At 69.6% G+C, this 13,886-nt stretch carries 15 protein-coding genes and 1 pseudogene; 7 read left to right on the top strand and 9 right to left on the bottom strand.

Annotated features, from left to right (window positions below; translation table 11 throughout):
* Positions 1–40 precede the first annotated feature (40 nt).
* Positions 41–988, bottom strand: a complete 948-nt coding sequence (locus ACIQM0_RS23215) for an aldo/keto reductase (protein WP_401289653.1) — start codon at positions 986–988, stop codon at positions 41–43.
* 87 nt (positions 989–1,075) lie between these two features.
* Between ACIQM0_RS23215 and ACIQM0_RS23210 the strand changes: the two genes are divergently transcribed.
* Together ACIQM0_RS23210 and ACIQM0_RS23205 are read left to right on the top strand one after the other, a co-directional pair.
* Complete coding sequence (locus ACIQM0_RS23210) at positions 1,076–1,723, top strand: TetR/AcrR family transcriptional regulator (RefSeq protein WP_401289650.1); 648 nt, start codon at positions 1,076–1,078, stop codon at positions 1,721–1,723.
* A gap of 609 nt (positions 1,724–2,332) precedes the next feature.
* Positions 2,333–2,422 (top strand): annotated as a pseudogene (locus ACIQM0_RS23205) (DUF4157 domain-containing protein); the annotation flags it as partial.
* Between the two features lie 113 nt (positions 2,423–2,535).
* Here the strand turns inward: ACIQM0_RS23205 and ACIQM0_RS23200 are convergent.
* The 4 genes from ACIQM0_RS23200 to ACIQM0_RS23185 form a co-directional block, all read right to left on the bottom strand.
* On the bottom strand, positions 2,536–3,681 hold the full coding sequence (locus ACIQM0_RS23200; RefSeq protein ID WP_401289647.1) for a methyltransferase domain-containing protein: 1,146 nt from the start codon (positions 3,679–3,681) through the stop codon (positions 2,536–2,538).
* A gap of 20 nt (positions 3,682–3,701) precedes the next feature.
* Positions 3,702–4,568 (bottom strand): radical SAM protein, encoded by an 867-nt coding sequence (locus ACIQM0_RS23195; RefSeq protein WP_401289644.1) that lies wholly within the window; start codon positions 4,566–4,568, stop codon positions 3,702–3,704.
* 792 nt (positions 4,569–5,360) lie between these two features.
* Positions 5,361–5,660 carry a hypothetical protein gene (locus tag ACIQM0_RS23190; protein ID WP_401289641.1) on the bottom strand — a complete coding sequence of 100 codons (300 nt, stop codon included), beginning with the start codon at positions 5,658–5,660 and terminating at the stop codon, positions 5,361–5,363.
* A complete protein-coding gene (locus ACIQM0_RS23185; RefSeq protein WP_401289638.1) occupies positions 5,657–5,911 on the bottom strand; it encodes a hypothetical protein in 255 nt (84 codons plus the stop codon). Before ACIQM0_RS23185 ends, ACIQM0_RS23190 begins: the two co-directional genes overlap by 4 nt.
* Positions 5,912–6,025: 114 nt before the next feature.
* On the opposite strand from ACIQM0_RS23185, the gene ACIQM0_RS23180 reads away from it, so the two are divergent.
* Complete coding sequence (locus ACIQM0_RS23180) at positions 6,026–7,372, top strand: tetratricopeptide repeat protein (RefSeq protein ID WP_401289636.1); 1,347 nt, start codon at positions 6,026–6,028, stop codon at positions 7,370–7,372.
* A 433-nt stretch (positions 7,373–7,805) separates the two neighbouring features.
* Positions 7,806–8,237 carry a hypothetical protein gene (locus tag ACIQM0_RS23175; RefSeq protein WP_401289634.1) on the top strand — a complete coding sequence of 144 codons (432 nt, stop codon included), beginning with the start codon at positions 7,806–7,808 and terminating at the stop codon, positions 8,235–8,237.
* 163 nt (positions 8,238–8,400) lie between these two features.
* Here the strand turns inward: ACIQM0_RS23175 and ACIQM0_RS23170 are convergent, their stop codons facing one another.
* Complete coding sequence (locus ACIQM0_RS23170; protein ID WP_401289631.1) at positions 8,401–8,991, bottom strand: TetR/AcrR family transcriptional regulator; 591 nt, start codon at positions 8,989–8,991, stop codon at positions 8,401–8,403.
* A gap of 116 nt (positions 8,992–9,107) precedes the next feature.
* Here ACIQM0_RS23170 and ACIQM0_RS23165 point away from each other — a divergent pair, with 116 nt between their 5' ends.
* Positions 9,108–10,232: an ABC transporter permease gene (locus ACIQM0_RS23165; RefSeq protein WP_401289629.1), complete on the top strand. Its 1,125-nt coding sequence runs from the start codon at positions 9,108–9,110 to the stop codon at positions 10,230–10,232.
* Complete coding sequence (locus ACIQM0_RS23160) at positions 10,229–10,912, top strand: ABC transporter ATP-binding protein (protein WP_401289626.1); 684 nt, start codon at positions 10,229–10,231, stop codon at positions 10,910–10,912. The genes ACIQM0_RS23165 and ACIQM0_RS23160 overlap by 4 nt, the downstream gene beginning before the upstream one ends.
* A gap of 81 nt (positions 10,913–10,993) precedes the next feature.
* On the opposite strand, the gene ACIQM0_RS23155 is transcribed toward ACIQM0_RS23160, so the two are convergent.
* On the bottom strand, positions 10,994–11,983 hold the full coding sequence (locus ACIQM0_RS23155; RefSeq protein WP_401289624.1) for a helix-turn-helix transcriptional regulator: 990 nt from the start codon (positions 11,981–11,983) through the stop codon (positions 10,994–10,996).
* Positions 11,984–12,124: 141 nt separating this feature from the next.
* Between ACIQM0_RS23155 and ACIQM0_RS23150 the strand changes: the two genes are divergently transcribed.
* Positions 12,125–12,535 (top strand): VOC family protein, encoded by a 411-nt coding sequence (locus tag ACIQM0_RS23150; protein WP_401290205.1) that lies wholly within the window; start codon positions 12,125–12,127, stop codon positions 12,533–12,535.
* On the opposite strand, the gene ACIQM0_RS23145 is transcribed toward ACIQM0_RS23150, so the two are convergent.
* Both ACIQM0_RS23145 and ACIQM0_RS23140 read right to left on the bottom strand, forming a co-directional pair.
* A complete protein-coding gene (locus ACIQM0_RS23145) occupies positions 12,532–13,146 on the bottom strand; it encodes a hypothetical protein (RefSeq protein ID WP_401289622.1) in 615 nt (204 codons plus the stop codon). The two genes, ACIQM0_RS23150 and ACIQM0_RS23145, sit on opposite strands and share 4 nt — an antisense overlap.
* A 4-nt stretch (positions 13,147–13,150) precedes the next feature.
* Complete coding sequence (locus ACIQM0_RS23140) at positions 13,151–13,312, bottom strand: hypothetical protein (protein ID WP_401289619.1); 162 nt, start codon at positions 13,310–13,312, stop codon at positions 13,151–13,153.
* Between the last annotated feature and the right edge of the window lie 574 nt (positions 13,313–13,886).

Here is a 13,886-nt window from a genome sequence, read left to right as displayed (position 1 = left end):
GCCGGCCGGCGCCGGGGCCCCCGCGGCAGCCGAGTGACCGTCAGCCGAGGGTGATATCGGCGAGGGACCGTGACGCGACGGCGTCCAGCGCGGCCAGTGCGTCGTCGTCGAGCTCGACCGTTCCGGTGGCGACGTTCGCCTCCAGGTGGCCGGTGTCCGCGGTGCCCGGGATGAGCAGCGTGTTCGGCGCGTGGTGGAGCAGCCAGGCGAGTCCGACCTGCGCGGGGGTGCGGCCGAGGGACTTCGCGGCGGCGGTGACGGCCGGTTCGCCGGTCACCTTCGGCAGCCCGGGGAAGGCGCCGCCGAGCGGGAAGAACGGCACCCAGGCGATCTGCTCCTCGGTGCAGAGCCGCAGCATCTCCTCGTCGCCGCGCGTCACCAGGCTGTAGAGATTCTGGACGCAGACGATTCCGGCGGGCAGGGCCCGGCGCACCCCGTCCAGCGTGACGGCGCTCAGCCCGATCGCGCCGATCTTGCCCTCGTCCCGCAGCGCGGTCATCACGGCGAGCTGGTCGTCGAGGTCGACCACCTGATCGCCCTCTGCGTGCAGGCCCGGCCTGGTGTCCAGGCGGCGCAGGTTCACCACCGGGATGCAGTCCAGGCCCAGGGATTCGAGGTTGGCCTCGACGCCGGCCCGCAACTGCTCGGGCCGCTGGGCGGGACGCATCGGAAAGGGGCCGCCGGGGTCGGGTTCCGCGCCGACCTTGCTGACGACCACGATGCCGTCCTCGGGGCGGAAGGCATCGCGGATGAGCCCGTTGACGAAGCCGTCACCGTAGAACTGGGCGGTGTCGACGTGGTCGACGCCGAGCTCGACGGCGCGGCGCAGGAGCGCGAGCGCCGCACCGCGGTCGCCGCGCAGGCGCTCCAGTTGCATCGCGCCGTAGCCGATGCGGGAAACGGTGAGGTCCCCGAGCGTTCCGGCGCCTCCGGCACGCGGGGCGCCGGTGGCCGTGAGCTGGGGGGAGGGGGAGCCGTTCGCAGCCATGGGAGATTCCGTCCTCATGAGAAGATGGAGAAGCGGAGGAGCCTCCGCTCAATCGACTGTAGCACTCTTATCGGAGGGTCCTCCGTTTTGAAGTCCGCCGACCCGACACCCCCCGATCCGGCACCCGGCGCGACGTCCCCGGGAACCGGTCCCGGGAAGAAGCCGCGCGCCCCCCGCGTCGACGCCCTGCGCAACCGGGACAAGCTCGTCCAGGTCGCCGGGGCCGCCTTCGCGGCGGCCGACGGCACCGTCTCGCTCGAAGGCATCGCCCGCGAGGCCGGCGTCGGCATCGGCACGCTGTACCGCCACTTCCCGACCCGCGAGGCCCTGGTGGAGGCGGTGTACGCCGCCGAACTCGACGACGTCGCCGCCGGCGCCCCCGCCCTGCTCCGGGAGCTGCCGCCGGATGCGGCGCTCCGGGCCTGGATCGCCCGCTACGCCGGGTTCGTCGCGACGAAGCGCGGCATGGCGGACACGCTCCGCGCGGGCTGGGCCTCTGGGCGCATCGCCACCCCCGCCACCCGGGAACGCATCACCACCGCCATCGCCACGATCCTTGCCGCCGGGGCCGAGGCCGGGTCGCTCCGCGCCGACGTCGAGCCGGACGACGTCACCGTGATGCTGCTGGGGATCTTCCTGGCCGGCAGCGCCGCCACCGGCGGCCACGCCTCCGAGCAGACCGGACGGCTGATCGATCTCGTCATGGACGCGCTGCGGCCGGCGACGGCCGGCTGACCCCGGCAGACAACGGCACGCGGCACCCCCTCATGACGGAACAGACGCGAAGAACGACACAGACGGAACAGACGGAACAGAGCGAGCGGATGGAACAGAGCGAGCGGACGGAGCCGACCGGGCACGCGCGACGGGCGGCACAGCCCAAGAAGGCGGCGCGGGCCGGTTCGCCCTGGACGCGGCGGTCGCGGCGCATCGCGCGCAGGAGGGCTGATCGGCCTTGCCTGGTACTGGGTGGTGTCCAACGGAACATCCCGGACGGTGCGTCACATCACCACAGTTTGAACGTTGCCTGATGCGGCGTTAGCCCTGCGTCGCTCCGCACTTCCGGCAGCGATTCGCGCCACTCCACTGGACCCGTTCGTGGTCGCAGTTGCCCAGAATCCAGGGCGGCTGGTGGGCTTGCACGACGCTTCACATGGCAGAGCCGGAAGCGGATTCGTTAGCCATGTTGCTCGGCCAGGATGTTTTCGACCGACTTCCCCCTCTTCACAGCCGCCTTTGCCGTGGCCGCAGTGCTCGCCGCCGCCGTTGGCGCGCGCCGTTGGCCGCGCGCCAACGGCCCACGCACATTGCCTGCCACCCTGCCCTCGGGGACCTGGCCCGACCGCCCGCGTCTACACCTCCGGCAACCACGTCGTCCTCGGCGGCGGCACGGACAGGTACACCCCCGCCCATGAGCTGACCCACGTCATCCAGTAGCGCCAAGGGCCGGTCGCGGGTACGGACAACGGCAGCGGGCTTTGGAGGCCGGGCGGGGCTCGGGACCTGCGGCCTGTCCGACACCCTCGGGCCGGACAGGCCGAAGGTGGTTAGCCGCCCCCGACAGACGCGCGCCACTTCCCGCGGGACAGGCGGCAGACCCCATCGGGCGTGATGCGGACCCGTGCGCCGAGTAGCGGCAACGAGCCCTCGGCGTTCAGACGGTTGCGGATGCGCTCCAAAGCCGTCCAGAGCCGTTGCGGTCCGCCCTGGTGGACTTCCGGCGGGTCGGTCCACTCGGCGGACGCTCGTGCCCATGAGCCGTCCGGGTGGACCAGGAAGGCGGTACGGGCCCGGTCGTGAGTCTCGTATCCGAGTTCTGCACCCGGTGCCGTGATCTCCAGCATGGACCGGAGTTCCCACGCTTCGGCCACGTCCACCACGGGATAGCGGCCCGTGCTGCGCTCGTCGCCTTCCGCGCTTCGGGCGAGGGCGAACAGCCCGGCGAGGGCCGGCGGGTAGTCGTTGCCGGAACGGGTGAGCATGAACCCCGCCATGTCTCTTTCCACCTGCCCGTACACGTCGCCGTCCCCGTGCTTCCACCCCGTGATGATCAGGCACGTGCGCCCGATGGTTGTCGCGATCCGCCCGCCGGGTGCGAGTGCGGAGAGGACGGGGCGGAGCCCTGGTCCGGCAGGGAGGCCCACCGTGGAAACGATGCGGTCGTACGCACCGGGAACGTGTTCGGTCGCGTCAGCCGTGATCATCTCCGGGTGATGCCCCATGCGCGAGAGCCGGTCCTCCGCAGCACTGACCAGATACGGGTCCACGTCCAGGCTCGTCACATGCTCGGCCCCGATGAGATGGGACGCGTACGCGGTGAGCCCGCCGGCTCCGGTGCCCAGGTCGAGCAGTGGCAGCCCCGGCCCGAGCCGTGCATGTCGCAGCATCCGAACCACCAGACTCGGCAGCGTGGCGGAGGACGTGGGCAGCCCCTCGGGGTGGTCATCGGGCTTCGCGTGGTCGGCGTGCAGTCTGCCGACCTTGGTCACCAACGACCGGTCCGCATAGGCGGCTTCGGCCCATGCCTCCGGGTTGCTTGCCCCGTCGCGGAGAACCCACGTGCCCGAGCTGTCCCTGTCCCACCAGCGCGGGACCAGCTTGTGACGGGGCACCCGTGCTACCGGGGCGAGCCACCGGGAATCCGGGTCCGTCACCCGGTCGGCGAGCCTGCCCGCTGTCTTTTCCCAATCCATGGTGCCGAGCCTTCCAGTCATCAGTACGCGGGGTCACACGCTTCGGTGTTCGCGGGGTCGCAGTCCCCGGAATCGTCCGGCGGGCACGCATTGCGGGCGGGCATGGGGATGCGGGCGGAGAGCTGTTGCCATGCCGTCCCGCCGAGCAGATCGGCGAGCCGGGTTTCCCGCACGTTGCCCGCCGGGAAGTCCCGCGAGAGCACGCAGCCGACGAGGTCACCGTTCGGCAGTACGGCAGCCCGCCCGCGCGTGCACCGTCCGCACATCTCGGCGAGGGTGGGCGACTGTCCCGGCAGTGCGGCCCGCCCCACGGCTCGCGCCCGGTCGGTGTTGATGTGCTTCACGCCCATGGACTGCAGTTCGACGCGGGCTTCGGCGACGCGTTGCTCCGGCAGGATGTCCACGATTCCGGCCCGGACCGTGATCCCTCGGTTCACGGCTTCGCGGATGTTGCACCGGGTGCGGACGTAGCTGCCGGTCCTGCCCGTGATCCGGTCGTGCTCCTCTGGGCCGTCGCTGTAGTAGCTCGTCCCGAGGGTGAGCCCATCCCGCTGGAACAGCTCCCACCACGCGGGCTTGACCACGTACAGGTTCGAGTACACCTCCACGTGCAGCCCGAGCGAGAGCCCGAGTTCGGCGAACGCTCGCCACTGCGGGTGAACGGTCGGCTCGCCCCCGATGAGCTGGACGGTACGGATGCCGAGCCCGGCAGCATCCACGATGACCCCCCGCCAGTCCTCGGGGGTCATGGTGCCGTGGGTCGCCTGGGGGCTGGACTCAGACAGACAGTGCGTGCACGTGGGCTGACACCTACCGGTGATCTCAAGTTCAAGCGACTGGATACCGGCGAGGGGTTCGCGGGTCCGGGGCTCGATGAGCGTGGTCATGCTGTGTTCCTCCCGTGTCGTCATGCGTGTGGGAACCGGCCGACTAAACCGTGATCATTGGCAGTTGACCAGGGCGGGGCCCCACTCCGCCGCAGAGCGAGTCGCGGCCCCCTACGCACGGGACCTATGCGGCGAGGCGGAAGCCTTAGAGGCGGAAGGGCGAAATGCGGGAGCCGCGAACAAGGGCAGCCTCGGAGAGGTCACGGCGGGGCTCGCCCCACGCTTCGAACTGAGCGGTGAGCCACCTGGAATCCACCTCCCAGGTACGACAGATGTTCTGCATGGATGCCCCCGCCCGGTACGCCTCCACCACGTCAGCCCGGTGGATGCTCAGTTGACGCCGTGCGGAGTGGACTTCGGATCTTGAACGACGGCGCACGCGGCTTCCTTGGCTTACGGGGCGGGCATTGATCGGGCGCTGGTCGCCTACGGCACGGGCAGACCGGACAGGCCAGCCGGCGAGCGTCACCAGCAGGCCGGCGGCGGGATCGAGCACAGTGAGCACATCCGGACAGCCGGATTCCAGCAGCCTTATTGCCTCCTCCTGTTGGTCCGGGTCCTCAGCCCACGCGCGGAGCCCGTTCGGAACGGCGGGGCCCCGAAAGCTGATCGGCCGGACGTCCCTTGCGCCGGTCGGCGGCGGCTCGGAGGCTCCAGAGTCATCTGCAAGTCGAAGTGCTCGCCGCCGCAGCCACCGGAGCGCGAGCCGACGATTCACCATGGTGGCCCCGCCGAGCGAAACAGCTTTGCGGCCAGTCGTTGCGGTGATCTCCGCTATGTAAGAGAAGCCGGTCATGTGGCACGCTGCCCGGCGCGAGGCTCGATCACGGCCTTTATCGCCGCGGCTGCCGCTTCCATGAACGCGGTCAAGTCGGCAGCGTCCGCCAGGTACTCGGCAATCGCACGGTCCAGCTCGGCGCGGAACAGCGCGCGGGTCTCGGGGTCCGATGCGACGCAGTCCAACTCTGCGACTAGGCCGTCCGGCCGGTGCCGGTGCGGGGTGATCGCGTCCAGGAACCGCGGAAGCCGGTTCCGTAGTCGGATCTCCGCGGCACCCGCAGCAAGAAAGAGCCGGACACGTAAGCGGGTCACAGGGCTTCCCCCCGACTCTGCCTGTTCGCGAGGGCAGTCCTTGCGCTAAGGCGTTCTATGGCGTCCGCAGGGCGTACGCGCTGGGGATCGGCTTCCCACTCGACTCCGCCACGAATCGGCCGAAGCGACCAGTGCGAGCCGGCGAGCCCCCGGAACTCCCCAACTCGGTCCGCGTGTCCCATGTCCACCAGGAGTGCCCCCACGGCGGGTACTAGCGGGTCTGTCACCACTGTCCTTGATCCCTTCCGCATCGGCTGTTCGCTCTAGGCAACAGCCTGGTTACGCACGGCGGTACTGTTGGGAAGCGCACAAGGATTAAGAGCGTTAAGCGCTTAGAGCCACCGTGCATGGGGAGTTGAACGAGCGTGGGGACCAGCGAGCCAAATACGGCCTTGGAGCGGCTGTTCCGTGAGACGGGTTGGTCGTTGCGGCAGTGCGCGCAAGCGATCAACCGCATCGGGACCGAGCAAGGCACTCCGAAGCAGTACCGTGCGCCTTCCATTCACCAGTGGCTGAGCGGGAGCGTGCCGCGTGAGGGAGTGCGACCACTCATCCTGGAAGCGTTCGCACGCAAGCTCGGGCGTCCCGTCACGCACCTTGAAGCGGGCCTTCCCGCATGCAATGAAGGTGAGGAGGCGGAGCCCCATGGCACAGTTGACGGGATCGTTGATCTTGGAAGGCTGGACATGGACCCTTCCCGCCGAAGCGTGGTCAGTGCCGCTCTCTTCTCTGTTGCCCTCACCGTGCCGAATTGGCCGGATGTGGTGGGGCGCATGGAATCTTCCCAGCATGGAACCCGGAAGCGCCTGGGAATGTCCGACGTAGCAACGGTCTCCGCAATGACCGAGCAGCTTTCATCCATGGATGACCAGTTCGGAGGCCGAACTGCCAGGCCGCTCGCTGCGGCATTCCTGGTGAACACCGTTGCTCCGTTCCTCCGAACCGATGGGTCGGAGGACGTACGTAAGGCGATGATGTCTGCGGCGTCCGATCTTTGCTACCTCACTGGATACATGGCCGTGGATGAAGGCTTGCACGGACTCGCCCAGCGCTACTACCTGAAGGCGTTGGAACTTGCCGGGGCTTCGGAAGATCACCTGACGTTCTGCACCACTCTTCGGGGCATGAGCGTGCAGGCCGTAGACCTCAACCAGGGCCCGATTGCCATGCGGCTAGCCGATGCCGCCGCAGCGTCATCCCTGCAAGCCGGACCCCGGATGCGCGCCTTCCTGGCTGGTCAACAAGCCCATGCAGCCGCGCAAATCGGCGACCACCGATCAGCGCGGAAGTACCTTTCAGAAGCCGAAGTCGCAATGGACCGAGCGGAGTCTCGCGGAAAGGCTTTCGGCTCATATGATCCTGCCTCGCTCAACTATCACACGAGCCAGGTGCGTTTTGAAATGGGAGACTTGACGGGGGCTGTAGCCGCCATGCAGGAATCAGACAAGTTGCGGCACAGCATCTATCGACGGACGCGCGTCAAGGAGCGGGCGATTCTTGCAGAGAGGCAACTGACCATCGGGCATCTTGAAGCCGCGTGCTCTACATGGGGTATGGCTCTGGACGACTACCCGCAAGTCAACTCCGGCCGAATCGACAAGCGGATTGCGAGCATGTTCAATCTCATCAGCCCGCACCTCAAGAACCACGATGCGCAAGCGCTGTATGAGCGCGCACGGACGATTGTCCGTCCCCAACTGATCTCTGCATGACGAAAGTCCCGTCGTGCACCCGAGTTGGAGAAACAGCCGGGCTCGCCTCGATCGTTCGTCAGTCCTCGTCGGATCGCTGACAGGACCCCGTGCTTGCGAGGTGCTGAATTGCGTGGCTGGGGCAGGTTGGCGGCCCGGCTGTCGCGTCGGGCGGGCGCCGGGCTCCACGGCCCCGGGGGTGTCGCCATGGCTCGTCGGGACGCTCGGAGTTGTTGGTCAGCCGGGGTTCGGAAGGGCTACGAGTCGCTGGATCGCGCGGGTGATCACGTCTGTCCAGGGTCATCGGGCGGTGAAGCGGAGCTGGCGGCGGCGGGCGTTGGTCGTGAAACTCTCCGGCCCCGATCCACCGCCGAAAGATCGTTGCTCTGCTTCGCGGCCGCATTCCATACTGACTGCCGCCGCCGGAGATCCTGGCGGTGTTCAAGGGGGAATCATGCGTATTGCTCGCAAGGCAGGCGTCGCGTTGGCCGGTCTCGTGATGGCCGGTGGCCTCGCCACCGCGACATCCGGCTCGGCTTCCGCCGCGGCGGACGAGGTCTGCGGGTACCCGTCCGTCGATGTCTTCAACGATGCCGGCAAGTGGGCCGGTTCCGCCCAGTGGAGTGCGAACCCCGGCTGTGGCGTGAAGGGGGACACCCTCGGCGCTTTCGACGCCACCGCCGACGGATATGGCGTCGTCGCCCATCTGAGCGCGCCCGACGGCAGCATCGCCGAACGTGTGGTCAGCACCTCCGGCCACAATTCGCCGTACACCGCGTGGAAGAGCGGCAACCTGCCCGAGGGCCATCAGTACGTCATGTGGGCCTGCCTGACGAAGGGCGGCGTCGTGTCCCACTGTTCGAAGACCAAGACCGTGACCTCCTGACGCTCGCGTCCGATGACTGCTTGCGTCTGACGGCCCGCGTCTTCTTCGCCGGGTGAGCCCGGCCGCCGCGGTGGATTACGCGGTGGCCGGGCCTTCGGCCGGGAGCCGCTGGTGTCGCCCCTCGCGGGCCGGCCGCCGTCCTGCGTCAGGCCGCCGGATCTTCTCACTGCCCCGGGAGCGTCCCGGTGATCGCGGTGACGGCCATGCGTACCGCCCGGTCCGTCACCGCGACCGGGTCGTCGCCGTTCTCGACCGCCGTCGTCGCCGCGTTGACGATTCCCTGCAGAAGCAGCGCGGTGCGCCGCGGATCCTCCTCGCCCAGCTCCGTCAGTGCGCCGATCAGCGGGGTGAGCAGCTCCCGGTGGGCCCGCACCGCGCTCTCCCGCACCACCGCCGTGTCCCGGACCCCGGCCAGCGCCTGGGCGATCCGGTGCTCCCCGTCGCGCACCAGGGCCAGCTGCGACGACACGTAGGCGGCGATCTTCTCCTCGGGCGTACCGGCCGCCGACATGCCGGCCCGGATGGCTTCCGTCCAGCGGGGCATCGCGTCATCGACGACCGCGGCGAGCAGCTCGGGCCGGCCGGGGAAGTACTTGTACACGCTGTTGCGGGCGAGACCCGTGGCCTTTGCGATCGCGGTGAAGGTCACGGCGTCGGCGTCACCTCTCTCCAGGAGTTCGCGTGCCGCCCGCACCAGGGCCAGCCGCTGCTGGGCATGGTGCTCGGCGACCGTGGCGGCTCTGATCCTGGGCACCGTCCCAGTCTAGAAGCCCGGACGGCCGTAACGACCCCCACTTAGGGACGCGGCGTCGCTATCCACTAGTTTGGCGACACACCGTCCCTAACATCGATCCATCGAAGGGAACCGCCGTGTTCCTCGCTCTGTTGGAGCTGCGCGCCGCCCGAGGGCGCTTCCTGCTCATGGGATCCGTCGTGGTACTCGTCGCCGCACTCGTCGGCATCGTCTCCGGCTTCACCACCGGCCTGGGCGACGACACGATCTCCGCGCTGCGCCGCCTGCCCGCCTCGCAGCTGGTCTTCTCCTCCGACGCCCGGTCCGACCAGTTCGCCCGCAGTCTCCTCGACGAGAAGACCGCCGCCGCCTGGAGCAAGGACGCGGACACCGAGACGACTCCGCTGGGGGTCTCCATCACCCGCGGCACGACGAACCGTGGCGCGGAGGTCGACCTCGCCGCCTTCGGCGTCGAACCCGGCTCCTTCCTGGCGCCCTCCGTCACCGAGGGCGACGGCCTCGCCGGTGCGGCGGCGGACAGCATGGTGATGTCCGCCAAACTCGCCGACGAGGGCGTGCGCGTCGGCGACACCCTCGTCATCGACCGGCTCGGCATCGAACTCCGCGTCGTCGGGCGGACCGAGCGCTCCAGCTACGGGCATGTGCCCGTCGCCTACGTCCCGTTGAAGACCTGGCAGCGCATCCGCTTCAGTACCCCCGGCGCACCGGCCTCCCGGACCACCGCGATCCCCGGCCAGTTCAGCGCCCTCGCCCTGCGCACCCCGCCCGACGGGTCCTCCGTCACCGACCTCGACGCGCGGTACTCCACCACCACGCTCAGCAAGGAGAAGGCGTACGAGGCGGCTCCCGGCTACACCGGGGAGCGCGTCACCATGAACTCGATCCAGGTCTTCCTCTACCTGATCGCCCCGCTCGTGGTGGGCGCCTTCTTCGCTGTGTGGACCGTGCAACGGCAACCCGAACTCGCCCTGCTGCGCGCCATGGGCGCCTCCCGCAGAAGGCTCCTTGCCCACACCGTCCTCCAGGCGGCCCTGGTCGTCGTCCTGGGTACCGCGGCGGGCGCCGTGCTCGCCGCAGCGGTCGGGCTGCTGGTCGGCGAACAGGTGCCGTTCAGCCTGCCCGCCACGACCCTCGTCGTCACCATGTGCACCGTCGCGGCCGTGGGCCTCGTGGGCACCGCCCTGACCCTGCGCCGGGTCACCCGAGCCGACCCGCTGACCATGCTGGGAGCCAACCGATGAGCCTCGAACTGACCGGTGTCACCGTCACGTTCGGCCGCACCGACGGCCTTACCACCGTCTTCGACAGCCTTGACGTCACCTTCGCACCCGGCCGGATGACGGCCCTCGTCGGCCCGTCCGGCTCGGGCAAGTCCACGCTGCTCGCCGTCGCGGGCGCGCTGTTGCGGCCCACCTCCGGGCAGGTTCTGCTGGACGGGGAGGATCTCGCCGTGCTCTCCGACGCCCAGCGCGCCAAGGCGCGCCGGGAACGGATCGGCTACATGTTCCAGAGCGGCAACCTGCTCTCCGGCCTCACCGCCACCGATCAGCTGCTCGCCGCCGTGTACATCAGCGGCGAACGCCCGCGCGCCCATCGCTCCCGCGCTGAGGAGGCCCTGACCCGGGTGGGGCTCGGCCACCGGCTGCGCCACCGACCCGAACAGCTCTCCGGCGGCGAACGCCAGCGTGTGGCCCTGGCCCGTGCGCTCTTCCTCTCGCCGAAGCTGCTGCTGATCGACGAACCGACGGCGGCCGTCGACCGTTCCCAGGCCGGGGACCTGGCCATGCTCCTCGCCGAGCGGGCCCACCAGGACAACTGCGTCACGGTCGTGGCGACACACGACCCGGCCGTGGCGGAGGCCGCCGACCGGGTCGTGGACATGGCCGCACTGACCGCCGGCGCGGCCCCGGCCGATCTCTGAGACGCTCCACTACGCGCGAGCGTGCGCGCGACCGTCCGCCCCAGCTGATCCCGGCCTGGCGAAAGCCCCGCTCCACCCCCGTCAGGGCTGCCGGGCGCAGGACGCCAAGCGGCCGGCGAGCGCGAGGACGAGGTCGCGCAGTTCATCGGGGCGCTCGATGACGAACGGCCGGTCCAGTGACGCGAGTACCGGCGGGAGCCAGTCGAGCTCCTCCACGCGCAGGCCCACGCGCATCCAGGGTCCGTCCGCCGGATCCGCGCCCGCCACGGGGGTGACCTCTTCCAGGGTCGCCACGCTCTCCGGGAGCCGGGCGCGGATCTGCTCGGCCGTTCCGTGGATCCGCAGGGTCACCTCGTAGCGGTACTCGGCCGTGGCGAACCCCGACAGCACGCGCTGTGCGGGATCGAGTCCGGCGGGCACCTCGAACGAGCCGGGCAGGGTCCTCGCGCCCGTGATGCGGTCGAGCCGGAAGGTCCGGTCCTCGCCGATCGCGGGGTCCGCGCCCGTGACGTACCACCGGCCCGCGTGGGCGACGATCCCGTAGGCGTGCAGGGGGCGTTCGCTGCGTCGGCCGTCGCGGTCGGTGTATCTGATCGTGAGCGGCCGGCGGTGACGTACCGCGTCCGCGACCGTGAGCAGCACCTCGGCATCCGGATGGGCGAACTCGCCGGGCGCGGACGTGAACGCGAGGGATTCCAGGACGGTGTCCAGCCTGCGGGCCACCCGCTCGGGCAGCACCCTGCGGATCTTGGCCGCCGCCGTCTCGCTGGCCGTGTCCGCCGTCGTCATCAGCCCCGTCCGGCGGCCCGCGACCAGGCCGAGCAGCGCGGCCAGGGCCTCGTCGTCGCTGAGCATGAGCGGAGGCAGGCGGTATCCGGGGGCGAGCCGGTACCCGCCGTAGCGGCCCCGCACCGCTTCCACCGGCACGTCGAGGTCGATCAGCTGGTCCACGTACCGCCGCACGGTCCGGCCGTCGACGCCGAGCCGGTCGGCGAGTTCGGCCACCGTCCGGATACCGCCCGACTGCAGCAGCTCCAGGAGGGTCAGCACGCGCACGGTGGGTCGGGACATGTACGGAGTCTAATGCGCATGCCGGACGGATACCGGGCGGATTCTGTCCCCTATTCGTCCTAGCCTGTGGAGCGCAAGGCCTCAACCGGCACCGGCACCGGAACCGACACGGGCACCGACCTTCCGACCTGGGAGAACACCATGGACTTCGTCTCGATCCGCATCATCACCGACGACATCACGCGCCTCGTCGAGTTCTACGAGAAGGCCACCGGGGTGACCGCGACCTGGTCCACCGAGGACTTCGCCGAGGTCGCTACTCCCGGCGCCACACTCGCGATCGGCAGCACCCGCACCGTCCCGATGTTCGCCCCGGGCTCCGCCCGCCCGGCGGACAACCACAGCGTGATCCTCGAGTTCCTCGTCGACGACGTGGACCGCGTGTACGAGAACCTGACCGGCTTCGTCACCGACTTCGTCAACGAGCCCACGACGATGCCCTGGGGAAACCGGGCGCTGCTCTTCCGCGACCCCGACGGCAACCTCGTCAACTTCTTCACCCCGGTCACCCCGGCCGCCATCGAGAAGTTCGCCCCGCGGGCCCGTCGCTAACTCCGGGCGGGGAAGGCCTCGTCGAGTGTGGGTAGCGAGAGGTGGTCGGTCGTCAACGCGTCCAGAACGTCGTCGAGGCGCAGGTAGCGGCCTTGATGGACCGCCGGTGTGACCTTGCCGATCGTGCCGGCTTCCTTGAGGCGGAAGACGGTCCACGGCCGGGCGAACGGACTGTCCAGCGGCTCGCCGTCGCGCGTGATCCGACGCGTCTGCGCGGACGTGGCCCGCGTGCCGTCGATCTCCTGGTTGACGGTCTCCACCGCGTCGACACCGAAGACCAGACCCGTACCGCCCGGCCGGTACATCACGAGCATCTTGGGGCGGGCCAGCCCGACGTGCTTGCTGTCCAGCGGGCATACGTACGCGCTGTGAGCGGCGAGATCGCCCATGGCCTGCTTGTTCCCGGGCACGATCACCGCGTGCTCCTGGAGGGAACGGAACCAGCCGAGTGCGGCCGCCTCCTCCCAGATGAACTTGTTGCGGTTGCGGGCCACCGGATCGGCGGCCAGCCCCCTGGACGCCATGCGTTCGATACCGCGCGGCGGCCGCGACACCAGTTGCCCGAAGTCGGCCCGGGTGATCACCTCGGGCATCTCGTCGAACCAGGACATGGATTCAGACCGCCGCGTGTCGGAGGGACGTGGACCGTGCGGGGCGGGTGGCCACCTCGACGCAGGCGTCGGCCCCTTCGCCGCTGCAGCTGCTCCTGGACCGGTCGAGTTCGGTCATCATCATTCCCCCTGCCGCCTGTTCGATCAACTGCTGGGACTGTTCCACCGCTCCGTGCGCAGCCGTGCACCGTTGCGTACAGACATCTTGTATCCCTGGTCACGGTAGGTGTCGGCGCCGACGCCTTGCGTACGGAATCGGAAACTTCACCCGACCTGATGCCCGCGCGAGCCCCGGTCGTCGCGGCGGGGGAGCGGCCTGCGCTGACGTGTCCGCCGGACTGGCGTTCGTCACCCGCCGCCCAAGTCCCTTTCGTGGGTGCGGAACTGCTGTTCGGGCCGCTGTCGGGTGTGGTGGACCGGGAGACGCGTGCTGTAGCGTGATCGCGTCATCACGCTCTGTGTGTTTCTGTGCACAGGGCGGCCCCCGGGGCCAAGGAGCAGCTCAAGGCCGAGGAGTTCGGGCACGGGTGGCGGCGGCAACGTGAGGGAGGCCTGTGGGTGACCGATCAACTCTTCGCCAATGTGCCCCTCAGCGCTGACGAGGCCCGCCGATTCCGGGACGCCTGGCCGGAATCGCCGCAGGCGGGACCGAGTAGTCACCATCCGGCGGTCGGGCGTCCGGGTACTCGGTCGGCCGGTGGTCACCTACCGGTGGATGAAGAACATGAGAAGAACTCACC

It is taken from the genome of Streptomyces sp. NPDC091387, from assembly GCF_044756945.1.
In the GTDB taxonomy this organism is placed as follows: Bacteria; Actinomycetota; Actinomycetes; order Streptomycetales; family Streptomycetaceae; genus Streptomyces.
This window is presented reverse-complemented; position numbering and strand designations above follow the sequence as displayed.

Coding starts and splice junctions, on each gene's coding strand:
- ACIQM0_RS23145 (WP_401289622.1), bottom strand. CDS start 13,146: ATGTCCTGGTTCGACGAGATGCCCGAGGTGATCACCCGGGCCGACTTC.
- ACIQM0_RS23195 (WP_401289644.1), bottom strand. CDS start 4,568: ATGACCACGCTCATCGAGCCCCGGACCCGCGAACCCCTCGCCGGTATC.
- ACIQM0_RS23185 (WP_401289638.1), bottom strand. CDS start 5,911: ATGCGGAAGGGATCAAGGACAGTGGTGACAGACCCGCTAGTACCCGCC.
- ACIQM0_RS23150 (WP_401290205.1), top strand. CDS start 12,125: ATGGACTTCGTCTCGATCCGCATCATCACCGACGACATCACGCGCCTC.
- ACIQM0_RS23155 (WP_401289624.1), bottom strand. CDS start 11,983: ATGTCCCGACCCACCGTGCGCGTGCTGACCCTCCTGGAGCTGCTGCAG.
- ACIQM0_RS23200 (WP_401289647.1), bottom strand. CDS start 3,681: ATGGATTGGGAAAAGACAGCGGGCAGGCTCGCCGACCGGGTGACGGAC.
- ACIQM0_RS23215 (WP_401289653.1), bottom strand. CDS start 988: ATGGCTGCGAACGGCTCCCCCTCCCCCCAGCTCACGGCCACCGGCGCC.
- ACIQM0_RS23160 (WP_401289626.1), top strand. CDS start 10,229: ATGAGCCTCGAACTGACCGGTGTCACCGTCACGTTCGGCCGCACCGAC.
- ACIQM0_RS23175 (WP_401289634.1), top strand. CDS start 7,806: ATGCGTATTGCTCGCAAGGCAGGCGTCGCGTTGGCCGGTCTCGTGATG.